The sequence below is a fragment of the Sphingomonas aliaeris genome (assembly GCF_016743815.1).
Lineage (GTDB): Bacteria > Pseudomonadota > Alphaproteobacteria > Sphingomonadales > Sphingomonadaceae > Sphingomonas > Sphingomonas aliaeris.
Map to the genome: position 1 here is coordinate 1,678,184 of NZ_CP061035.1, position 21,758 is coordinate 1,699,941.

At 64.8% G+C, this 21,758-nt stretch carries 15 protein-coding genes, 1 tRNA gene and 4 pseudogenes; 8 read left to right on the plus strand and 12 right to left on the minus strand.

Going from position 1 to position 21,758, the window contains the following annotated elements; translation table 11 throughout:
* Window positions 1-38 precede the first annotated feature (38 nt).
* Window positions 39-1,039 (plus strand): annotated as a pseudogene (locus H5J25_RS07915) (IS30 family transposase).
* Window positions 1,040-1,083: 44 nt separating this feature from the next.
* On the opposite strand, the gene yihA reads toward H5J25_RS07915, so the two are convergent.
* The 6 genes and pseudogenes from yihA to H5J25_RS07945 all read right to left on the minus strand — a co-directional run bounded on the left by yihA (window position 1,084) and on the right by H5J25_RS07945 (window position 4,965).
* Entirely contained in the window at window positions 1,084-1,776 is a 693-nt protein-coding gene (gene yihA / locus H5J25_RS07920) for a ribosome biogenesis GTP-binding protein YihA/YsxC (RefSeq protein ID WP_202095507.1), read from the minus strand.
* 159 nt (window positions 1,777-1,935) lie between these two features.
* Window positions 1,936-3,642 carry a membrane protein insertase YidC gene (yidC, locus tag H5J25_RS07925; RefSeq protein WP_202095509.1) on the minus strand — a complete coding sequence of 569 codons (1,707 nt, stop codon included), beginning with the start codon at window positions 3,640-3,642 and terminating at the stop codon, window positions 1,936-1,938.
* A pseudogene (yidD, locus tag H5J25_RS07930) lies at window positions 3,639-3,901 on the minus strand (membrane protein insertion efficiency factor YidD). Before yidD ends, yidC begins: the two are co-directional and overlap by 4 nt.
* Window positions 3,902-4,028: 127 nt before the next feature.
* Window positions 4,029-4,355, minus strand: a complete 327-nt coding sequence (gene rnpA, locus H5J25_RS07935) for a ribonuclease P protein component (protein WP_202096152.1) — start codon at window positions 4,353-4,355, stop codon at window positions 4,029-4,031.
* A 50-nt stretch (window positions 4,356-4,405) separates the two neighbouring features.
* Complete coding sequence (gene rpmH / locus H5J25_RS07940) at window positions 4,406-4,540, minus strand: 50S ribosomal protein L34 (RefSeq protein WP_055781084.1); 135 nt, start codon at window positions 4,538-4,540, stop codon at window positions 4,406-4,408.
* Between the two features lie 104 nt (window positions 4,541-4,644).
* Complete coding sequence (locus H5J25_RS07945; protein ID WP_202095511.1) at window positions 4,645-4,965, minus strand: hypothetical protein; 321 nt, start codon at window positions 4,963-4,965, stop codon at window positions 4,645-4,647.
* 186 nt (window positions 4,966-5,151) lie between these two features.
* Between H5J25_RS07945 and H5J25_RS07950 the strand changes: the two genes are divergently transcribed.
* Window positions 5,152-6,660 (plus strand): YifB family Mg chelatase-like AAA ATPase, encoded by a 1,509-nt coding sequence (locus H5J25_RS07950; protein WP_202096154.1) that lies wholly within the window; start codon window positions 5,152-5,154, stop codon window positions 6,658-6,660.
* Window positions 6,661-7,147: 487 nt separating this feature from the next.
* On the opposite strand, the pseudogene H5J25_RS07955 reads toward H5J25_RS07950, so the two are convergent.
* Window positions 7,148-7,637, minus strand: a pseudogene (locus H5J25_RS07955) (methylated-DNA--[protein]-cysteine S-methyltransferase).
* 182 nt (window positions 7,638-7,819) lie between these two features.
* Here H5J25_RS07955 and H5J25_RS07960 point away from each other — a divergent pair.
* Window positions 7,820-7,904: transfer RNA gene (locus H5J25_RS07960), tRNA-Leu, on the plus strand.
* Between the two features lie 21 nt (window positions 7,905-7,925).
* Here H5J25_RS07960 and H5J25_RS07965 read toward each other — a convergent pair.
* From H5J25_RS07965 to H5J25_RS07985, 5 genes and pseudogenes are all read right to left on the minus strand, one after another.
* Window positions 7,926-9,234 (minus strand): annotated as a pseudogene (locus tag H5J25_RS07965) (HAMP domain-containing sensor histidine kinase).
* Between the two features lie 67 nt (window positions 9,235-9,301).
* A complete protein-coding gene (locus H5J25_RS07970; RefSeq protein ID WP_202096160.1) occupies window positions 9,302-10,021 on the minus strand; it encodes a response regulator in 720 nt (239 codons plus the stop codon).
* A gap of 95 nt (window positions 10,022-10,116) precedes the next feature.
* On the minus strand, window positions 10,117-10,761 hold the full coding sequence (locus H5J25_RS07975; protein WP_202095513.1) for a CREC-EF hand family protein: 645 nt from the start codon (window positions 10,759-10,761) through the stop codon (window positions 10,117-10,119).
* Between the two features lie 372 nt (window positions 10,762-11,133).
* Complete coding sequence (locus tag H5J25_RS07980) at window positions 11,134-11,907, minus strand: thioesterase family protein (protein WP_202095515.1); 774 nt, start codon at window positions 11,905-11,907, stop codon at window positions 11,134-11,136.
* The gene (locus tag H5J25_RS07985; protein WP_202095524.1) at window positions 11,904-13,457 is read right to left on the minus strand and encodes a class I adenylate-forming enzyme family protein; all 1,554 of its coding nucleotides are present in this window, start codon (window positions 13,455-13,457) and stop codon (window positions 11,904-11,906) included. The genes H5J25_RS07980 and H5J25_RS07985 overlap by 4 nt, the downstream gene beginning before the upstream one ends.
* Before the next feature lie 79 nt (window positions 13,458-13,536).
* Here H5J25_RS07985 and H5J25_RS07990 point away from each other — a divergent pair, with 79 nt between their 5' ends.
* The 5 genes from H5J25_RS07990 (at window position 13,537) to H5J25_RS08010 (ending at window position 21,707) form a co-directional block, all read left to right on the plus strand.
* A complete protein-coding gene (locus H5J25_RS07990) occupies window positions 13,537-14,340 on the plus strand; it encodes an SDR family NAD(P)-dependent oxidoreductase (RefSeq protein ID WP_225883437.1) in 804 nt (267 codons plus the stop codon).
* 481 nt (window positions 14,341-14,821) lie between these two features.
* Window positions 14,822-16,039, plus strand: coding sequence for an acyl-CoA dehydrogenase family protein (locus H5J25_RS07995; protein WP_202095526.1), 1,218 nt, complete (start codon window positions 14,822-14,824; stop codon window positions 16,037-16,039).
* Between the two features lie 126 nt (window positions 16,040-16,165).
* On the plus strand, window positions 16,166-17,233 hold the full coding sequence (locus H5J25_RS08000; RefSeq protein ID WP_202095528.1) for an acyl-CoA dehydrogenase family protein: 1,068 nt from the start codon (window positions 16,166-16,168) through the stop codon (window positions 17,231-17,233).
* 212 nt (window positions 17,234-17,445) lie between these two features.
* The gene (locus H5J25_RS08005) at window positions 17,446-20,286 is read left to right on the plus strand and encodes a TonB-dependent receptor (protein ID WP_202095530.1); all 2,841 of its coding nucleotides are present in this window, start codon (window positions 17,446-17,448) and stop codon (window positions 20,284-20,286) included.
* 110 nt (window positions 20,287-20,396) lie between these two features.
* Window positions 20,397-21,707, plus strand: coding sequence for a spinster family MFS transporter (locus tag H5J25_RS08010; RefSeq protein WP_202095532.1), 1,311 nt, complete (start codon window positions 20,397-20,399; stop codon window positions 21,705-21,707).
* Window positions 21,708-21,758: the final 51 nt, after the last annotated feature.

Sequence of the window (21,758 nt, forward strand, 5' to 3'; positions counted from 1 at the left end):
TCACGAAAGAAGTGCACCACTGCTAGGGTGGTAGTGCGATGGGGCGAAGATACAGGCAGCTCAGCCTAGACGAGCGGATCGAGATTGCGCGGTTGCATGCCGCCGGGCTGTCGGATCGTGCGATAGCGGCGGCGATCGGCCGGGATCATACGACGATCGGTCGCGAGCGGCGGCGCAACAGCCAGCGGACGAAGGTCTGGGATGGGGGCTATGCCCCGGCGCGGGCGCATGCGCTGGCGGCACGGCGGCGGCGCTGGGACGGCCGCTTCAAGCTGGTACGCCAGCCGGACCTGCGAGAGATCGTGAGGAAAGGCCTTGCGATGGGACATTCCCCCGAACAGATCGCCGGCCGGCTGGCGCGTGATGCTGGTCGCACCGTGATCAGCCATGAGTCAATCTATCGCTACGTCTATCACCGCTCGGCGCAGAAAGACCATTGGCACCGCCTGCTGCCCCGCGCGAAGTTCAGGCGCGGGCGATATGCACGCCGCGGCGGCAGTCCGGCCAGCTTCATCCAGCACCGTATACCCCTGTCCGAACGGCCCGCAGAGGCCGACCGGCGCGACCAGCCGGGCCACTGGGAGGCCGACTACATGCTGTTCGCCCGATACGGCCACAACATCCTCGTCATGCACGAACGACAACCCGCTTCACCATCCTCGACAAGCCACCGCACCGCAAAGGCGCCTTGACCGCCAGCCGTATCGCAGCGCACCTGCGCGCCATCCCCCGCGACATGCGGCGCACCATCAGCTTCGATAACGGCACCGAGTTCGCCGAGCATTATCGCCTGCACGATCGTCTCGGCGTCGCCACCTTCTTCTGCGATGTCCGCAGCCCCTGGCAAAAAGGCGGGGTCGAAAATACCATCGGCCGGCTGCGCCGCGTCCTGCCCCGCAAGACCGACCTCGACACGATCACCCACCGGCAACTCCGTGCCTATGCCGAGCGCCTCAACAATACCCCCAGAAAATGCCTCGACTTCCAGACACCCGCCGAGGCATTCATCGCTCTCTCAAACGGTGCACTTCAAACGTGAATCCACATTCCCGCCTTCGCGGGAATGACGAGGGGTCGGCCGCGCTACCCGATCGCCTCGATCACCGCCGCCCGGAGTTCGGGGATGCCGAGGCCGGTTTCGCTGGAGGTTTGCAGGATGTCGGGGTGCGCGGCGGGGCGCTTGCGGGCTTCTTCCTGTGTGCGGCGATAGACGTCGGCCAGTTCGCTGGCCTTGATCTTGTCGGCCTTGGTCAGGACCATTCGATAGCTGACGGCGGCCTTGTCGAGCATTTCCAGTATCTCGCGATCGACATCCTTGATGCCGTGGCGGCTGTCGATGAGGACGAGGACGCGCTTCAATTCCTGGCGACCGCGCAGGAAGTCGTTCACCAGGAACCGCCACTGCTTGACAATATTCTTGGGCGCCTTGGCGAAGCCATAGCCCGGCATGTCGACCAGCCGGAAGGCGAGCGGTTCGCCCACGTCGAAGAAGTTCAGTTCCTGCGTACGTCCCGGCGTGACCGAGGTGCGGGCGAGCGCCTTGCGTCCGGTAAGCGCGTTGAGCAGCGACGATTTTCCGACGTTGGAGCGACCGGCAAAGGCGATTTCGGAGACATGCGCGTCGGGCAGGAATTCCAGTTTCGGCGCGGATTTCAGGAAGGTGACCGGCCCGGAGAAGATCTTGCGCGACCGTTCGAGCAGTTCGGGGGTGAACTTTTCCGTTTCGGCTGCGGGGGCTTCCGGGGTGGGGGCTTCTGGGGTCTGGTCGTCGGTCATCGTTTCGGTCCGTTCAATTCGGCGCTTATCGCTTCCGACCCATACACGTCATTCCCGCGAAGGCGGGAATCCATACTGGCTGTCTTTTCGATCCACATTCCGGGCGGAGTTTATGGATCCCCGCCTTCGCGGGGATGACGTTGGCGAATACTGCGTCGCTTACTTCACCACCGGATCACGCATGCCGGGATGGCGTGCGTAGAGCAGGCGTTGCTGCAGGATCGTCAGGCAGTTGGACGTGATCCAGTAGACCTGCAGGCCGACTGCGAACGGCGCCATCACGAACATCAGCACCCACGGCATGATCGCGAAGATCTGCTTTTGCGTATCGTCCATCGGTGCCGGGTTCAGCTTGAACTGGAAGTACATGCTGATGCCGAGCAGGACGGGGACGATACCGATGGCCAGGAAGTGCGGCGGGGTGAAGTTGAGATAGCCGAACGCGTTGAGGATCGTCGCGGGATCGGGCGCGGACAGATCCTTGATCCACAGCACGAACGGCTGGTGACGCATTTCGATCGTCAGCAGCAACACCTTGTACAGCGCGTAGAAGATCGGGATCTGCAGAAGCGTAGGCAGGCAGCCGGCGAGGGGATTGACCTTTTCCGTCTTGTAGAGCGCCATGATCTCCTGCTGCTGGCGCGGCTTGTCGTCCTTGTAGCGTTCCTGCAGCGCCTTCATCTTGGGCTGCAACAGCTTCATCGCGGCCATCGACTTGAACTGCTTCTGCGCGATCGGGAACATCAGGCCGCGGATCGTGAGCGTGAGCAGGATGATGGCGACGCCGAAATTGCCGACCATCCGGAACAGCCAGTCGAGATAGGTGAAGATCGGCTTCTCCACGATCTCGAACCAGCCCCAGTCGATCGCCTTGTCGAGCATGAGGATCTTGCCGTCATTCTCGTACGTCTGGAGCAGCTTCACTTCCTTCGCACCGGCGAAGAAACGGCTCGTCTGGGTCAGCGCCTGTCCGGAACCGAGCAGACGCGGCGTGCTGGCGAAATTGCCCTGATAGGTGTTGTTGCCGCCCTTCTGGAACTGCGCCGACACCTGCTGACCCTGATCCGGGATCAAGGCGGTCAGCCAGTATTTGTCGGTGAAGCCGAGCCAGCCGCCCTTCACGGAGAAGCCGGGGTCGGCCGTCTCGTCCAGATCGGTGAAGTTGGGACCGTAATGCGCGCCGCCGTCATGCACCGACATCGGGCCGACATGCGTCGTCCAGGACGTCGGGTCCTTCGAATGGCCCGAGCGGTTCACCAGCGCATAGCTCGCCACCGGCACTGCATTAGCCGAGGTGTTGAGAACCGTCTGGCGGATCGTGAACATATAGCCGCTGTCGACAGCGAGTTCGATGCGGAAGCGCTGGCCCTGCGCGTTGGCGGCGTCGAGGCGGACGGGCTTGCCGGGCGCGAGCACATCGCCCGTCGCGGTCCAGACGGCATCCTTTGCGGGTGGTTTCAACCCGTTATCCTGCCAGCCGAAACCGGCGAAATAGGCGTCGGGCGATCCGGCCGGCGACAAGAGGCGGATCGGCGCGGAATCCTTTGCGATCGTTTCCTTGTACCGGGTCAGCACGAGATCGTCGATCCGCGCGCCCTTCAGGTTGATCGAGCCGCTGAGCGTGGGCGTGGCGATGCGGATGCGCGGGGTTTCGGCGAGCACAAGCTGGCGGTCGCGCGTCGCCGCAGGGCTGTCCGCGGCGGGATCGGCGGCCGGATTCGGCACGACCTTCGCCTTGCCGTCGACGATCTGCGTCACCGGCGGATTGGCGGTCGGGAAGAACTTGCCCTGCACATACGGCCAGCCGAACAGGATGAGCGCCGCGATTACCGCGAACAGGATGAAATTCTGCTTGTCGTCTTTCACCGGTCGGAAATCCTGTCGTCATCGTGCGGTCGGCATGCGCCGGGATGGTGGGGAACCGGATCGTAGCCGGAGCCGCCCCAAGGGTGGCAGCGCCCGATACGGCGCAGCGCGAGCCACCCCCCTTGAGCGCGCCATAGCGGCGAAGTGCCTCGATTGCATAGGCCGAACAGCTTGGCGCGTATCGGCACGTGGGTGGAAGGACGACCGAGGGGCCGAGCTGCCACGCGCGCGCAACGAGGATGAGGAGGCGAGCTAGCATCAGACGCCGACCCGGGCTCCGCATGTCCCGAGCCCGCCGAAGGATCGTTCTTCTATCGAAGCGGGACAAGGAAGGCAGTGCTTCGACAGGCTCGGCACGGACGGGTTGTGGGGCGAGTGGAGACGTCTCACCGCATCACCTTCGCCAGCGCCTTGGCGAGTTCCGTCCGCAGCAGCGCATAATCGCGTTCGATACCGCCGTTGCGGCCGATCAGCACGTGATCCGCGCCGCGAATGCCGTTGGTCGGGAGCAGATCGCGCGCAAGTTCTCGGAGCCGCCGCTTCATCCGGTTACGGACGACGGCGTTGCCGATCTTCTTGGTGACGGTGTAGCCGATTCGCATATCGGGCGAACCGTCCTGACGATCGCGCACCAGCAGGACGAAACCCGGCATCGGTGCACGCTTGCCTGCATTCGCCGCGAGAAAATCGCGGCGGACGGCGAGGGTCGTCAGGTTGGCAGGTTCCGCAGGCGCCGTGACGGGCACGGAACCGGCAGGATCAGTTAGGCGGACAGCTTCTTCCGGCCGCGGTTGCGGCGAGCGCGCAGGACGTTGCGACCGCCCGGAGTTGCCGAACGTGCGCGGAAGCCGTGGCGACGTGCGCGCACCAGGTTGCTCGGTTGAAAGGTCCGCTTCATCGGTCATTCCCTAGAATTCTTACCCTGGGGGGTATTCTTAATAAAAACGGCCGCCCCGGGGACGGCCTTGATCGCGGTGCCATTAGGCAAGGGCGGGGTGAAAGTCAATTCGCAGCCGCCCCTTCCTGCAACGCTTTATCGCGTGCGCGGCGCCGTAACGCGCTGCCCCGGCGCATCATGCGATCGACGAAGCCGCCGATCCGCGGATAGCCGCGCTTGATGCGGGCCCAGCGCCTTCGCGCCAGGCGCGAGTTGCGCAGGATCAGGACCATTCCGCCGGCGAAGACCAACGTGCCGCCGGGGCCGGGAAGGATCGCGACCGCGGGCGTGAAGATGACGAGCAGGATGCCGCCGATCAGTTCCGCCTGTCGCCGCACGGGATGGCGCTGGACCGGTCGTCCGGGGGTGTAAGGCGCTTCGGTCACGCTGCGGCATGTGGTGCAGGTGTCTTGTTTGTACAAGACAGCGTTGCAATGCGATCGCGACTGCGTTGAGAAAGAAGGGCTTTTCCCGAAGCGTATAATTGGCTGGCCGGCGCTTGGGCGAACACGTCTTCCCACCTCGCAAAATACAGCTAAAGACCGAGTCGTTTCGGGGGGAGAATGAAGCGGATGGTCGCGATCGTATCGACTGTCGCCTACCTCGGACTGGAGGCGCGCAGCGTCGAGGTGCAGGTTTCGCTCGCGCCCGGATTGCCGAATTTCATCGTCGTCGGGTTGGCCGACAAGGCCGTGGCGGAAAGCCGCGAGCGGGTGCGCGGCGCAATCGCGGCGATGGGGCTCGCGCTGCCGCCCAAGCGGATATCGGTCAATTTGTCGCCCGCCGACCTGCCGAAGGAAGGATCGCATTACGACCTGCCGATCGCGCTCGCCCTGCTGGGGGCGATGGGCGTGGTCGATGCCGAGACGCTGAGCGGATATGTCGCGGTGGGCGAACTCGGGCTGGACGCGCGGATCGCGCCGTCGGCGGGGGTTTTGCTTGCGGCGTTGCATGCGTCGGCGGAGGGGAAGGGGTTGATCTGTCCGGCGGCGCAGGGGTCGGAGGCGGCATGGGCCGGATCGGTCGAGGTGATCGCGGCGCCGGATTTGCTGTCGTTGCTCAATCACTTCAAGGGCCACGGATTGCTCTCGCCGCCGCAACCGGGCGATGCCGAGGAGGCATTTTCCGGACCCGATCTGCGGCAGGTGAAGGGGCAGGAGACCGCCAAGCGCGCGCTGGAGATTGCGGCGGCGGGTGGGCACAACCTGTTGATGGTCGGGCCGCCGGGCGCGGGAAAGTCGCTGATGGCGGCGTGTCTGCCGGGCATATTGCCGCCGCTCGACGCCGCCGATGCGCTGGAAGTGTCGATGGTGGCGAGCGTCGCGGGTAATTTGCAGAACGGCCGGCTGACGCGAACGCGCCCGTATCGCAGCCCGCATCATTCCGCATCGATGGCGGCTTTGGTCGGTGGCGGGCTGAAGGTGAAGCCGGGCGAGGTCAGCCTCGCGCATCTCGGCGTGCTGTTTCTCGACGAACTTCCCGAATTCCAGCGCGCCGTGCTCGATTCGTTGCGCCAGCCGCTGGAGACGGGAACGGTGAGCGTCGCGCGGGCGAATGCGCATGTGACGTTCCCGGCGCGGGTGCAGCTGGTCGCGGCGATGAACCCGTGCCGTTGCGGGCATCTGGGCGATGCGGCTCTGGCGTGCTCACGCGCGCCGAAATGCGCGGCGGATTATCAGGCGAAGGTTTCGGGGCCGCTTTTGGACCGGATCGATCTGCACATCGACGTGCAGGCGGTGAGCGCCGCCGACCTCGTCCTGCCGCCGCCTGCGGAGGGGTCGGCCGAGGTCCGCGCGCGCGTCATGGCGGCGCGCGCGATCCAGACTGGTCGGTATTCGGATCACCCGGTGCGCAGCAATGCCGAGATCGACGGCGCGTTGCTGGAGGCGGTGGCGACGCCGGACGAGGCCGGCCGCAAGCTGCTGGCGCAGGCGAGCGAGGCGATGCGATTGTCGGCGCGGGGCTATACGAGGATCCTGCGGGTGGCCCGGACGATCGCCGATCTGGCGGGGAGTGACGGGGTAGGGCGGCTACACGTGGCGGAGGCGCTCAGCTACCGGCGACAGGCTCCGCGGAGTTGAGGGGGATGTCGGGAGGTTGTGGAGAGCGGACGGCGGACCGGCCTATACCAACATGTCAGCCTAATCTTTATCGAACCACATTATCCCGGCAGTGACGAACGAGATGAGCAGTCCCGTCCCGATTACCAGACGCCAAAAACGTAGAGAACCGATCACGATTCCATAGCCTTCCAGCTTACTCCGTGTGTGCCTCAAATACCGCCACATCACGAACAGCAACCAACATATACTTGCCGCGAACGCTAAGCTTCCCAATATCGGATGGCTGTCGAGAGGCGCCCCATCGACAAAGATCATGAACGGAAGAAACGGGATGATTACCCCGACCATCGAGATTGGCTTGGAATTTTCCGCTACGTCTCTATCCACAAGTTCGGTAATTCTACGTAGCATTCAAAGGAACTCCCCGTTGCTTCCGTTAATCGCCTAATTCGCGGACGTCCACTATTGGTCAGAAGCAGACCTTCTCATTCCACCGTTCCGAACCCTAAACCAGCCGCCGCCCCTCCAGTGCCAACAACATCTCCTTCGCCTCCAGTCCGCCGGCAAACCCGGTCAGGCTGCCGTTTTTGCCGATGACGCGGTGGCAGGGGGCTATGATCGAGAGGGGGATTGCGGCCGTTGGCGGCGCCGACGGCTCGGGTGGCGGTGGGGCGGCCGATCTGGCGGGCTATGTCGGCATAGCTTCGGGTCTCGCCGTGCGGGATCGTGAGTAAAGCGGCCCAGACGCTCTTCTGGAAATCGGTGCCGATCATGTCGAGCGGGATGGTGAAGACCTTCAGTTCGCCGGCGAAATAGGCGGTTAGCTGGCTTTTGGCTTCGGTCAGTACGGGATGGTCGTCGGCCTCGACCGAGTCGCGCGCGGGGACGCGTGACGGGGGATCGTTCGGCCAGAGGATCGCGGTCAGGCCGGTGTCGCTGGCGATCAGGGTCAGCTCGCCGACCAGGGACGGCATCTTCGTGTAGGCATAGGTCATCGGACGATCCTCCTTACCACGTCGGATAGCGCGAATAACCCGCACCACGCATTCCAGATCCTGCGGTCAAAGCCGACGAGCGTGCGATCGTGGCGAAAGGGGGCTGGACGCGGCGCGGCGAGATATGCCATCTGCGCCGCTCGCGATTACGGGAGCGGCAACGCTCTTCCGTCCTGGCCGATGCGGGCGTGGTGGAACTGGTAGACGCGCCGGACTCAAAATCCGGTTCCGAAAGGAGTGTCGGTTCGATTCCGACCGCCCGCACCACATTTTTCAGATACAGGCCAGTCACCGCGGCAGAGCGATGATCGCGTTCAGCCCGCCGCCGGTGCGGTTCTGTAGCAGGATCTCGCCACCCGCATCGCCGACGATCGCGCGCGCCAAAGCAAGGCCGAGGCCGATACCGCCCGTGTCGCGGTTGCGCGACGTCTCCAGTCGCGTGAACGGATCGAACACGTCGCCCAGACGGTCCTCCGGTATGCCCGGCCCCTGATCGGCCACGACGATCTCGACCTTGCCGGGCGCGGCGACGATCGTGACCGCGGCGGACGTGCCGTACTTCACGGCATTCTCGATCAGATTGCGGACCGCACGGCGCATCAGCGACGGGCGCAGGCGCATCTGAAGTCGCGGCGTATCCTCGTCGAACGAAACGTCGGCGCCGAGATCGCGGAAATCCTCGACCACGGCATCGACCAAAGCGGCAAGATCGACCTCAGTCATCTTTTCGCTCGGGCAGCCCAGCCGGGCGAGGCTCAGGATATCGTCGAGCGTGCGATCCATTTCCATGATCGTGTCGGCCATCTTGGTACGGTCGGCATCGTCCTCGACCGATTCGATCCGGACACGCAGTGCGGCGAGCGGCGTGCGGAGATCGTGGCCGATCGCGCCCAGCATGCGGTCCTTCTCGTCCAGCATCGCCGTGACGCGCAGCCGCAACGCATTGAACGCGCTGACCACGTCGCGCAGGTCCTGCGGCCCGTCTTCCACGATCGGCGTGTCGACATCGCCGGGCGTAAAATTCCCGCGCGGCGACCGCGAGGCTGCGCAATGGGCGCGAGATGCGACGGCCGATCCAAAGGACGGGGATCAGCACGATGCCGTAGAGGATCAGCGTCTGCGCGATCGTGCGCCACACCATCTCCATATCGGCGCGCGGCCAGGGCGAGCTGAGGACGAGCCAGCGACCGTCGGGCTGCTCGACCGCGATGACGAGTTCGCCGCCGCGCCGGACCATGCGTTGCGCAACGCGGGGACTGACACCCTTCAACCTGGGACTGCCCGGGCGGATATCGCGAACGCCGGTCTGGATTCGCCCGACCGACAGTCCGGCCTCGGTCAACGCCTCGCGCACGCCCTGTTCGATTTCCGCGCGATGTTCGGCGCCCGGCTTGATCGGGGATGCGTCCATCACGCGGACACGACCATTGTTGCGCGCGAGCGTCGCACCCGCATTGGCGCGTTCGACCGCATCGACGATCCGCGCGACGGCGGGGCCGGTCGCCTGTTCGTAGCGGAAATTCTTCCGTTCCTGCAGCAGTAGAGCGAAGTTGATCGCCTGCGCAAAGAACAAAGCGACGGCGATGATCAGCGCCATCTGCCCGGCCAGGCTGCGCGGCCACAGGCGGCGGATCATGCGCGGATCGCCCGTTGCGACACCAGCATCAAAGCCGCGTCACTTCGGCCGCGAGCGTATAGCCGCCGCCCCACACGGTCTTGATCAGATCGGGGTTCTTCGGATCCGCCTCGATCTTGCGCCGCAACCGACTGACCTGATTGTCGATCGCGCGGTCGAACGCGGCGGCTTCACGCCCCTGCGTCAGATCGAGCAACTGATCGCGCGTCAGCACCTGGCGCGGGCGCGTGACCAGCGCGTGCAGCAGATTATATTCACCGGTCGACAGCGGGACGGATACGCCCTCGCGGTCCACCAGCGCCCGTTCGCCGGATTTGAGGACCCAGCCGGCAAAGGCGAACGACCCACTGTCGGGCGCGTGCTGCCGCGTGCCACCGGCGGCGGCGCGGCGCAGGATCACCTTGATCCGCGCGGCGAGTTCGCGCGGCGAGAACGGCTTCACGACATAATCGTCGGCGCCCATTTCCAGCCCGACGATACGGTCCGTCTCCTCGCTGCGTGCGGTGAGCAGGATGACGGGTATCTCGCCATTCTCGCGAATGTGTCGCGTCAGGCTGAGCCCGTCCTCGCCCGGCATCATGATGTCGAGCACGACGAGGTCGATGGCGTAGGCGGCAAGCCGCGTCCGTGCCGTTTCCGCATCCGCCGCCTGTGTCACGCGAAACCCCTGCTTGCCGAAATAGGTGGCGAGCGGTTCGCGGATCGAGCGTTCGTCATCGACGAGCAGCAGGTGTGGCAGGTCTCCCATGGCATCGGGGCTTAGCATGATATTTCCAGCAGGAAAGGCGGGGGATCCGCAGGGAAGGGCCGGGCGGGATGGTCCCGCCCGGCCCGGTCGGTCGATCAGCCGTTGGTGGCGGACTGGCGCGGCGCGGCGGCACCCGGCGCGCGATGCTTCATCTTCGCGCGAACGGTGGCGATTTCCGCCTTGTCGATGAAGCCGTCCTTGTTGGCATCCAGCCGGGCGAAGCGCTTGTCGGCGCGGGCGCGCATCTCGTCCTGGCTGATGCGGCCGTCCTTGTTCGCATCGACCTTGGCGAGGCGAATACCGTGATGGCCCCCACGCATCGCGTGCTGGCCATCCGGCCCGCCGCGGCGGTTGGCGCCCATCCGGCCGCGCATCGCCTGGCGTTCGGTGGCGTCGAGCTTGCCGTCCTTGCTGGTGTCCAGCCGGTCGAACATCGTGGCAGCGCGTTCCATCGCGGCGGCGCGGCTCATCGGCTTGGCGTCGGGGCGGGCCTGCCCGTTACGGCCGACGAGTTCGTCGCCGGCGATCGTTCCGTCCCTGTTGGCATCACGCGCATCGAAGCGCGTTCCGGCCTGGGCCAGGAATTCTGCGCGGGTGATCGTGCCGTCGGCATTCGTATCCGCCTGTGCCATGCGGCCGGGCTTTTGCGCGGACTGGGCGGCGGGGGCGTTTTGCGCGGCGATGGCGGCACCGGAGACGATCGTTCCGGCAAGAGCGGCGGCGAGGATAAGCTTCTTCATGACCCTGGACTTCCTGTTGGGCAACGCGGCCAATCCGCGTCCTGGAAGCGTAATGCCGCAGGGGTGTCACTGGCATGTGTCAGCGGGTGGGGAAAAGTGTCGCAACTTGTCGCAGGTGGCACTGATCCCCTCCCTGGAAGGGATGGGAGCAGGAAGGTGGGAGGCCTAAGTCGACTGCCTATCCGGAGGTCCCAGCTTGTCGCAGAGAACCACTTCTTCCCCCCTCCCTCTCAGGGAGGGGCAGGGGGTGGGTGGCGTCCGGGCGTACCGGAGCGACAGGCTTATCGCAGCCGTAACGCGGTCATCCACCCACCCCCAACCCCTCCCTTCCAGGGAGGGGAGTAAGAAGTAGGAAGGGGCGTAAGTTGCTACTTACCCGAAGATCGCGACGCTCTGCATGCCCTCCGCCACCTTGACGCCGTCCGCATTCCACACCGCCATCGTCTGGCTGGAACAGCCGTTCCGCGCGAAATCGGATTTAGCGGTGAGCAGCCACCAGCCATCCGTCGTCGTGGGGGCGGGCGTGAGCAGGTTGACGATCCAGGTCAACGACGACAACGGCACGAAATCCTTGCCGAACAGCTTCAGCGCCGCCGGGGGCAATGCGTCGCCGATCGTCATAACCTCGACCATCGGGTCCAGCCCGTCGCGATCCCGCAACCGCGCCCAGCGCAGCCATTCCGCGTCGCCAAGCCCTTCCTTCTGGTCGAGGAATTCGAAATTGCCGGTGAAGAATCCCTCTGGCCCGACATAGAATTTGGTATCCGCTTCGGGCGGCTTAAGCGCCGCGGGCGTGGCGCGGTCGAGGTCGATGCGCGACGATTGCGGCGCCATGAACACGAACATCGCGCGGTAGCCCAGACCCGCCTCGGACGTGATGTCCGACTGGATGAAGGCGGCGTTGCGACCGCGGCGCAGCTTGGTCGCGGTCACGGTCACGTCGCCCGCCAGCGGACCGATGAATGACACTTGCGCGGAGCGGAGCGGGGGAAGGTCGGACTCGCAGGCTTGCGCCGCATGCAGAGCGAGCGCGCTGGACAGGCCGCCATAAGCGGTGCGCCCCTGCAGCCAGTTGGCGGGGATCGTCGCGGTGAAGCCGGTTTCGGTCGGCGCGGCGGCGGCAAGGATTTCGATCAGCGACGTCATGCATCCTCTCCCGCGAGACGATCGCGCAATTCGCGCTTCAGCACCTTGCCGATCGCACTGCGCGGCAGTTCCTCGATCGCGTGCAGTTCGGACAAACGCTGCGTCTTGCCGAGCTGCGTATTGACCCACTGGCGGATTTCCTCCGCGCTCGCCGCGACGCCGGTATCGAGGACGTAGAAACCGACCGGCGTCTCGCCCCAGGCTTCGGACGGCACGCCGATGACGCTGCAATCCGACACCGCCGGGTGTTGCCGAAGGACGACTTCCAGATCGGTCGGATAGATGTTGAACCCGCCAGAGATGATCAGGTCCTTCTTGCGGTCCATCAGGATCAGGAAACCGTCTTCGTCGAAGCGTCCGACATCGCCGTGGCGGATGTAGCGGTTGCCATCCGCATCGTGCCACTCGGCGGCGGCGGTGGCTTCGCTGCGGCCGTGATAGCCGGTCATCATCGTCGGGCTGCGACCGACCACTTCGCCCATTTCGCCCGGCGCGACTTCGTTGCCCTCATCGTCGATCAGGCGGATTTCGTGACCGGGCAGCGGCACGCCGACCGTGTGCAGCTTGTCCGGGTGCGCGGTGGCGTTGAGGCCGGTGGAGGCGCCGCCCTCGGTCATGCCGTAATATTCCAGCAGCATGCCCGGCCAGCGCGCCACGACATCCGCCTTTAGCGCCGCGGAGAAGGGTGCGCTGGTGCTGGTCTTCAACCGGAAGCTCGACAGGTCGAAACTGTCGAAATCGGGCAGCGCCATGATGCGGTGATATTGCACCGGCACCAGCATCGTGTGGGTGGCGCGGTGACGTTCGGCGAGTTGCAGATAGCCGCGCGCATCGAACTTTTTCATCAGCACGACCGTGCCGCCCCAGCCGAGCGTCGGCAGGAAGCTGACCAACGTCGTGTTCGAATAGAGCGGCGTGGCGATCATCGTCACCGCGCTGTCGAACCCGGCGGCGGCGTTGCGCGCGATATGGGCCCAGCGCATCGCGTGGCTCTGTACGATGCCCTTGGGCGTGCCGGTCGTGCCGGACGAATAGATGATGTTGAACCCGTCCTGCGGCGCGATCGTCACCGGGGCCGGGACGCTGCCTTCGGGCGCGAGCCATGTCGCCAGCGACTTCAGATGCACCAGCTTGCCCGGCACGTGTTGCCCGGCGAGCGTGGTCGCGGCGTCCGCGTCGATGAAGGTGATCGCCGCGCCGCAATCGGCGACCATCGCGACCAGCGCTTCCCCGGTCGATGACGGCGCCAGCGGGGTGGCGACGCATCCGGCCCTCAGCGCGCCAAGAAAGACGGCGGCATATTCGATGCTCGCGGCGGCGATGATCGCGACGGGCGATCCTTGCGCGATGCCGTCGCGTTGCAGGCCGGCGGCGACGCGGTCCATCAGCGCGTCGAGCCCGGCATAATCGAGTTCGCCGCCCGCCTCCGCCAGTGCGATCTTGTCGCCCTGGCCGCGTGCGTGCGCACGGATCAGGTCGGGCAGAGTGGCGAAGTCGCTGGCCAGCATCGTGGCAGCATCGGGCGAAAAGGTGTCGGGGTCGGTTGCCATAGGTCGAGATCGCTAGGCCAGCGCGGGATGAAATGCCATACGCGATGTTCGAAAAACGGAATCGAGGGAGTGGGACGGCATGATGCAGGACAAGGTCGCGATCGTAACCGGCGGCGGTACGGGGATCGGCGCGTCGGTGGTGCGCAAGCTTGCGGCCCGCGGCGTGCGCTGCGTCGTCAACTACGCCTCCAGCCGTGACGAGGCGGAAGCACTGGCGGCGGCGGTCGGCAACGGGTCGATCGCGGTGCAGGCGGATGTCGCGGACGATGCCGCCTGCCGCGCGCTGGCGGCGGCGGCGGTCGAGGCGTTCGGACGGATCGACTATCTGGTCAACAATGCCGGGCGGACGAAATTCGCCAATCACGAGGCGATGGATGACCTGACTGCGGAGGACTTCATCCACATCTACCGGCTCAACACGATCGGGCCGTTCCAGATGGTGCGCGCCTGCACGGCCGCCATGCAGGCCGGGTTCGAGGCCGGGAACGGCGCGGGGGCGGTCGTCAACGTCGCGTCGGTCGCGGGCGTGTTCGGTAACGGATCGTCGGTCGCCTATGCCGCCTCGAAAGGCGCACTGGTGACGATGACGAAAAGCCTGGGCCGTGCGCTGGCCCCCGCAATTCGCGTCAACGCCGTCGCGCCCGGCTATGTCGGCACGGGCTGGTTCGAGAAACGGCTGGGCGAGGACGGTTTCGCCGCGCTCAACGCCTCAATCGCAAGCAAGACCCCGCTCGGCCTCGCTGCGGGCCCGGACGATATCGCCGGCCCGATCGTCATGCTGCTCGGCCCAGACGCTCGCGCGATCACCGGCGAGACGATGCTGATCGATGCCGGCGCGCATCTCGACGTGGGATTGTCGCGGCGACCAGCACGGGAAATGTAGGGGTTCGCGTGAAAGTGGCATGATGCGGCTTTTGTTTTCTATGCCGGGTCGGCTGGTCCTGACGCTTATGTTGCCGACACAGAACCCGCCTCATCCGCCGGGTTCCCAAGCCGCGGTGCGTGATTGCGGACGTTGATCAGGATCGCACTGGCAAGGGCGGGGGCCAATCTCAAGCGCGCATTCGCCCTCGAGAGCGGCGCTGATCATGAAGCCTGGTCCGAACGTCCGGACCGTACAAGATTTGTGCGAGGGCGAAGGCGACCATCATCCCGGCGCTGGTCCTCGTGCGATCATCGAATCGACTATCGATCGCCACCTGCGCGACACTGACGAAGGAGCGTGTTCGCGCTCTGGCAGAGCCAATCGCTTCCCGGCGCGCCGGTCATCGGGCGGATTCACAACCTTGGCTTTGCAATGGCGGCATTTTGTGTCATCCCGGCGCCATACCCGATATTCAGATTTTAGAACGAGGATGAGGATTATGGCTTTTGCTGCCGAACTCGACGCTCCCGCCAGCCCGATCGATACTTTCCGCAAGGACGCGCGCGACTGGCTTGCCGCGAACTTCCCGCCCGCGCTGAAGGGCAAGGACAATGCCATGTCAGCGATCGACGGGCCGACCGACCTGTCTCCGGACGAGGCGGCGTGGAAGGCGGCGGTCGGCGAAAAGGGCTGGGGCGTGCCCGGCTGGCCGAAGCAATATGGCGGCGGTGGTCTGAGCAAGGCCGAGATCCGCGTATTGCAGGAAGAGATGGGGCGGATCGGGGCGTGGAACCCGATCGGCGGCATGGGCGTGATGATGTTCGGCCCGACCTTGCTGGAATATGGCACGGAAGAGCAGAAGCAGGAGCATATTCCCCCGATCGCGCGCGGCGAGATCCGCTGGTGCCAGGGATATTCGGAGCCGGGCGCCGGGTCCGATCTCGCCAGCCTGCAGATGTTCGCCGAGGATAAGGGCGATCACTACATCGTCAACGGCCAGAAGACCTGGACGTCGGGCGGGCAGTGGGCGGACAAGTGCTTTGCGCTGGTCCGCACCGACAAGACGAAGAAGCATGAAGGCATCAGCTTCCTGCTGATCGACATGCACAGCCCCGGCGTCGAGGTGAAGCCGATCCGGCTGATCTCCGGCTCCTCGCCGTTCTGCGAGACGTTCTTCACCAACGTCAGCGTGCCGAAGGGCAATCTGGTCGGGCGCGAGGGCGAAGGCTGGACGATCGGCAAGCGGCTGTTGCAGCATGAGCGTTCCAGCCTGTCCGGCGGCGGATCGACCGCGCGGATGTTCGCGGGCAAGCCGATGGGCGCGCTGGCGAAGGATTATCGCGGCACCGACGAGCAGGGGCGTGTCAGCGACAGCGACCTGCGTATGCGGATCGTACGGCACGAAATGGATTCGCGCGCCTTCGCGCTGACGCTGCGGCGTGCGGCGATGGAAGCGAAATCCAATCAGGGGCCGTCGGCCGCGACCTCGATCATGAAGAATGTCGGCGCCCGCATCACGCAGGACCGCGCGGAACTGAGCATCGAGATCATGGGCATGAACGGGCTCGGCTGGGAAGGCGAAGGCTTTACCGAGGCGGAGCTGAACCAGACCCGTACCTGGCTGTGGGGCAAGGCGGTCTCGATCTATGGCGGGTCGAGCGAGATCCAGAACAACGTAATCGCCAAGCGCATCCTGGGGATGCTGGACCACCAGTAAGGCATGGCCCTCTCCCCGGCGGGGGGAGGGCGGACAGACGAACGACGCCAGGACCGGTCGCACGGAAAGGAGTGGACGACACTCCGTTTCCCCGATCCACGATCCGGCGGGGAGAAGGAATATACAATGGCGGCGTTGAACGAAGAACAGACGATGTTGCGCGATATGGCGCGCGAATGGGCCGATAACGAAGCGCCCGTCACGGCGTTTCGCAAAGTTCGCAATGCCGGCGCGATCGAGGGGTTCGATCGCGCGGCGTGGGGCGAAATGGGCCAGATGGGCTGGGGCGGCATCGTCGTGCCGGAGGAATTCGGCGGATCGGCCTTCGGATATCTGTCGCTCGGGCTGGTGCTGGAGCAACTGGGACGCAACCTGACGGCGTCTCCGCTCGCATCGACCGCTGCGGCGGCCAGCGCGATCGCGCTCGGCGGATCGAACGCGGCAAAGGCCGACTGGCTGCCGAAGATCGCGGCGGGCGAAGTCATCGCGACGCTCGCGATCGATGAGGGCCCCAATCACGACCCGTCGAAGATCGCGGCCAGCGTATCGGGCGGCGTGCTGACGGGAACGAAGGAATTCGTCGCGGAAGGCGATACCGCGCAGGTCTTCGTCGTGGCCGCGGTCGGCGGCCTGTACCTGGTGACGGGCGACGAAGGCGTGACACGGTCCACGCGACGCATGGCGGATTCGCGCAGCCATGCGCAGGTCCGGTTCGACGGTGCCAAGGCAGAGAAGCTGGGCGGGCCGGAACTCACCGCCAAGGTCGTCGATCTGGCGACGGCGGCGCTGTCGGCGGAGATGCTAGGTATGGCGGAACAGGCGTTCGCCGTGACCAACGACTATCTGAAGACTCGTGTCCAGTTCGGACAGGCCTTGTCGACGTTCCAGGCGTTGCAGCACCGGATGGCGAAGATGTTCACCGAACTGGAATTGATGCGGTCCGCGGTCGAGGGGGCACTGGAGGCGATCGACGCCGGACGAAGCGACGTGGATCAGGCCGTCAGCCTCGCCAAGGCGATCGCCAGCGATACGCTGCATCTGGTCAGCCGGGAGATGGTGCAGCTGCATGGCGGCATCGGCATGACCGACGAACATGATGCCGGCCTGTACCTGAAACGCGCCTACGTGCTTGAAACGATGTGGGGCAATGCGGCCTTCCACCGCGAACGATTCGCCCGGCTCAACGGATATTGATGCACTGCGGCAATCCAATAATTCGGCCGGGACGCGTTTCGAATGTGCGTTCTGGCCGGACCGGTTGTTTCCTGACTATGACTTTTAGGCAACACGCCTCTATCCGTAGCGTTTCGAAACGTTAGTTCTGCTTGACGCCTAGGGTGTCACCCTGCCATTTCGAGGATGAGGTACGGAGCCAACTAGCGCTTTGACCAAAATGGGAGAGAGTGATGCTCAAGAAGCAATACATGTCGGCGTGCGCCATTACGGTCCTTGCTCTGGGTCTGGCGTCGCCGGCATATGCGCAGGTGGCCTCGACCACCTCGCCGGCACCCGCCGCCGCCGACGTTCAGGCCGACGACGCGTCCGATCAGGGCAACATCGTCGTCACCGCACAGGGCCGTTCACAGGCGTTGGCAGACGTTCCGGTCGCCATTTCCGCCGTGACCAGCGAGACGCTGCAGAATTCCGGCGCGAACGACATCCGCCAGCTGAACCAGGTTGCGCCGTCGTTGCTCGTCTCCTCCACGGGCAACGAAGCGAACGGTTCGCCACGCATTCGCGGCATCGGCACGGTCGGTGACAATCCCGGCCTCGAAAGCTCGGTCGTGGTGTTCATCGACGGCGTGTATCGCTCGCGTGCCGGCATCGGCCTGAACGAACTCGGCGAGATCGACCGGATCGAAGTGCTGCGCGGGCCTCAGGGAACGCTCGGCGGACGCAACTCGACCGCCGGTCTGATCAGCATCGTCAGCAAGTCGCCGAGCTTCACCGGGCTCAGTGCCGGCGGCGAAGCGACCTATGGTAATTTCGATGCCATCCGTCTGGCCGCCAACGTCAACGTGCCCTTGGGCGAAACGGTCGCGGCGCGCGTCGATGGCGTCTATTTCAAGCGCGACGGCTTCTATCGCGACACGACCAACAATGTCGACGTGAACAACCGCAATCGCTATTTCGTGCGCGGCCAGTTGCTGTTCGAGCCATCGTCGGACCTGAAGATCCGGCTGATCGGCGACTATAGCAAGCGCAAGGAAGCATGCTGTGCGGCGACGTATGTCGACCGGAGCGTCAATCCCTATGTCGGCAATCTGAACGATCCCGCGCCGCAGACCGCGACCGGCGGCATCGTGCTGAACGGCACCAGCAACAACATCATCAACGTCATGCGCGATCTCGGTCAGAATATCGGCGCGTTCAACCAGGGCTATTCGCGCGATATCTCTGTATCCCGTGGGCGGTCGTTCGACGGCAAGACACAGGATTGGGGCGTGTCCGGCCAGATCGACTGGGCGCTTGGTGGGGTCAACCTGACCTCGATCACGGCGTACCGCGACTATTACAACGCGCAGGGGTCCGACACCGACTATAGCTCGGTCGACATCCTCTACAGCGCGGCCGACGGCAATAACCGGCGTGCGTTCAAGACGTTCACGCAGGAACTGCGCTTTCAGGGCAGCCTGTTCAACGACAAACTCGACTGGTTGGTCGGTGGCTTCTTCTCGAACGAGAAGTTCCGCGGAAAGAGCAATTCGCGTTTCGACCGGCAATACGGCCAGTTTGCCGCTTGCCGCGCGGTATCGGGGGGCGGCCTCGCCGCCTTCTATTCGCCGACGACGGCCGGCTGCCTTTCCGCCACAGGTCGCGGTGCGGTCGCCAGTGGCGCCGTCACCGGATCGGCCGCGAGTGGCGCGATCCTGCTGGGCGCATTCGATCGCCTTGCCTCGATCAGCGACAAGGGCAGCACGGTCGATTTCTACAATCAGAACAGCCGCAGTTTCGCTGCGTTCACGCATAACATCGTGCATCTGACCGACACGCTCGATGTCACGCTGGGCCTGCGCTACACCAGCGAGAAGAAGAAGTTCTCCGCGACGTTCGGCAACGACAATACCGCGTGCCCGGCGCAGCAGGCTGCTCTGGCACCGTTCCTGTCGACCGCGCTGGCCGGCACGGCTGGCGGCATCATCAGCCTGACGTGCCAGGGCAACTCGACCTCCGAACTGAACGGCATCAGCATTGCCGATCGTCGCAAGGAAGACCAGTTGACCGGAACCGCGATCATTTCGTGGAAGCCGATCGACGATCTGCTCGTCTATGGCAGCTATTCGCGCGGCTATAAGGCCGGCGGTTTCAACTTCGACCGTTCGGCACTGAAGGGCCCGATCCAGAGCTTCGCGAGCTTCGGCGGGGGCAACAGCGCCGCAGGTGCGCAGGCTTTGGTCGGCAACCTGCAGTTCGATCCGGAAAAGGTGAACGCCTTCGAGATCGGCGCGAAATACGCGACCGGCCCGTTCAGCCTGTCGGTTGCCGGTTTCCGTCAGGAATTCAGCAGCTTCCAGCTGAACACCTTCGACGGCACGGTGTTCATCGTGCAGAACATCAACGGTTGCGGCGACAGCCTGAATGGCGGTGACCGTGACCAGAGCAAGTTCACGGGCGCGCCGAACTACAATGCTGCCGCGGCGGCGACAGGTACCTGTGCGCAGGGCAAGGTCGGCTATGGCGTCGTCTCGCAGGGCGTCGAACTCGAAGCCTCGCTGGTTCCGGCACGCAACTTCCGCGTCAGCGCCGGTCTGACCTATGCCGACACCAAGTATCGCGACAATCTGGTCGGCAACAATGCAGGCGGCCCACTCAACCAGTCGCTCCGCAAGCTGCCGGGCGACAATCTGTCGAACGCGCCGCAAGTGGTGGTGACCGGTTCGGCGGCCTGGACCCCGGACATCGGCAGCAGCGGGCTTTCCGGCCTGTTCTATGTCGATACCCGCATGTCGAGCGACTATAACACCGGGTCCGATCTGTTCCCGCAAAAGGGCCAGGACGGCTTCGCGCTCGTTAACGCCCGCGTCGGTATTCGCGGTGCGGACGATGCGTGGGCGCTCGAATTCTGGGGCCAGAACGTGTTCAACAAGCAATATGCGCAGGTCGCCTTCAACTCGCCCTTCCAGGAGGGCGGTGTCTCGACCACCACCGCATTTGCCGATCCGCAATATCCCGGCGGTCGCCAGATCTTCTCGCAATTCCTGGCGGAGCCGCGGACCTACGGTGTGACGGTGCGTGGGAAGTTCTGATCGTGTTCGAACGCCGGCTGGTAACAAGCTGGAATTAAGGTAAATGTTAGCCCGCTGTTCGGTAACCCCGAACAGCGGGCTTTTTCTTTGGCGTAAAAGAGAGTGACCGCATGACCCTTGCCGGAACGCATCCCGAGATCGCCGATACGCTGGCGATAAAGCGTCGGACGATGACGCTGGCGCTGCTCACGATGGTGTATTTCTTCAGCTATATGGACCGGCAGATCCTCTCGATCCTGGTTGAGCTGATCAAGGCCGACCTGAAGCTGTCTGATACGCAGATGGGGATGCTCGGCGGGTTGGCCTTCGCGGTATTCTATGCCGGGCTGGGCATTCCGGTCGCGCGCTTTGCGGACAAGTCCAACCGGCGCAACATCATCGCCGTGTCGCTCGCCTTGTGGAGCCTGATGACGGCGCTGTGCGGGCTGGCGCAGAACTTCTTTCAGCTGCTCGCGGCGCGGATCGGCGTCGGGGTGGGGGAGGCGGGGTCCAGCCCGCCGAGCCATTCGATCATCGCCGATCTGTATCCGGTCGAAAAGCGTGCGAGTGCGATGGCGATCTATTCGCTGGGTGTCGTGCTGGGCGGCGGGTTCGGCACGATGATCGGCGGGTGGCTGGCGAGCCAATATGGCTGGCGCTTCGCGATCATCGCGATCGGTATTCCCGGCATCATCCTGGCGATTATCGTGCGCCTGTTCGTGGTCGAGCCGCGCCGTGGCCTGTCCGATGCGTCGCGCGCGGCGGATGCGGGGGAAATGCCGCGCGTCTGGTCCGCCTTCACCGATATGTGGCGCGACGCGGCGGCGCGGCATCTGGTGCTGGCGGTCACGCTGACCTCGCTGATCGGCTATGCGACGACCTATTGGGGACCGAGTTATCTGCAACGATCGCTTGGCTTTACGGTCGGGCAGGTCGCTTTGATCGTCGCGCCGATCGCGGCGGTTCTGGGCACCGTATCGGGCGTCGCCGGCGGGCGCGTGGCGGATTGGGCCGCGAAGCGTTGGGGCATCCACGCGCAAAGCTGGATGGTCGGGCTGCTGAAATGCGCGGCGCTGCCGTTCACGATCCTGTTCTTCACGACGGATGTCCCGGCGGTGGCGATCGGCGCGTATGCGTTCAACATGGTGTTCGCCAATTCGTATCTCGGCCCGACCTTTGCGATGTTGCAGGGGTTGGCGCCGTTGCGGATGCGCGCGATGTGGGCGGCGATCACGCTGCTGGTGATCAACCTGGTCGGGCTGGGCCTGGGGCCGACGTCGATCGGTATCCTGAGCGACCTGTTCGTCCCCTATGTCGGCAAGGCGGAATCGCTGCGCTGGGCGCTGATCGTTGCGGTCGGCGCAACGCCGTGGGCGATCTTCCATTACTGGCGCGCGGGCGTGATCCTGAAGCGGCGGCAGGATCTGGTCGCCCAAGGGTGATCTGATCCGGCTGATCTGGGTCGGTGTGTTCAAAGGAACTGATCGGATGAC

Bases quoted from the DNA above. Each gene is read 5' to 3' on its own strand.
- yihA (WP_202095507.1), bottom strand. From the start codon at position 1,776: ATGACCGACGACCAGACCCCAGAAGCCCCCACCCCGGAAGCCCCCGCA.
- rpmH (WP_055781084.1), bottom strand. From the start codon at position 4,540: ATGAAGCGGACCTTTCAACCGAGCAACCTGGTGCGCGCACGTCGCCAC.
- H5J25_RS07950 (WP_202096154.1), top strand. From the start codon at position 5,152: ATGGTCGCGATCGTATCGACTGTCGCCTACCTCGGACTGGAGGCGCGC.
- H5J25_RS07970 (WP_202096160.1), bottom strand. From the start codon at position 10,021: ATGGGAGACCTGCCACACCTGCTGCTCGTCGATGACGAACGCTCGATC.
- H5J25_RS07975 (WP_202095513.1), bottom strand. From the start codon at position 10,761: ATGAAGAAGCTTATCCTCGCCGCCGCTCTTGCCGGAACGATCGTCTCC.
- H5J25_RS07980 (WP_202095515.1), bottom strand. From the start codon at position 11,907: ATGACGTCGCTGATCGAAATCCTTGCCGCCGCCGCGCCGACCGAAACC.
- H5J25_RS07985 (WP_202095524.1), bottom strand. From the start codon at position 13,457: ATGGCAACCGACCCCGACACCTTTTCGCCCGATGCTGCCACGATGCTG.
- H5J25_RS07990 (WP_225883437.1), top strand. From the start codon at position 13,537: ATGATGCAGGACAAGGTCGCGATCGTAACCGGCGGCGGTACGGGGATC.
- H5J25_RS07995 (WP_202095526.1), top strand. From the start codon at position 14,822: ATGGCTTTTGCTGCCGAACTCGACGCTCCCGCCAGCCCGATCGATACT.
- H5J25_RS08000 (WP_202095528.1), top strand. From the start codon at position 16,166: ATGGCGGCGTTGAACGAAGAACAGACGATGTTGCGCGATATGGCGCGC.
- H5J25_RS08005 (WP_202095530.1), top strand. From the start codon at position 17,446: ATGCTCAAGAAGCAATACATGTCGGCGTGCGCCATTACGGTCCTTGCT.
- H5J25_RS08010 (WP_202095532.1), top strand. From the start codon at position 20,397: ATGACCCTTGCCGGAACGCATCCCGAGATCGCCGATACGCTGGCGATA.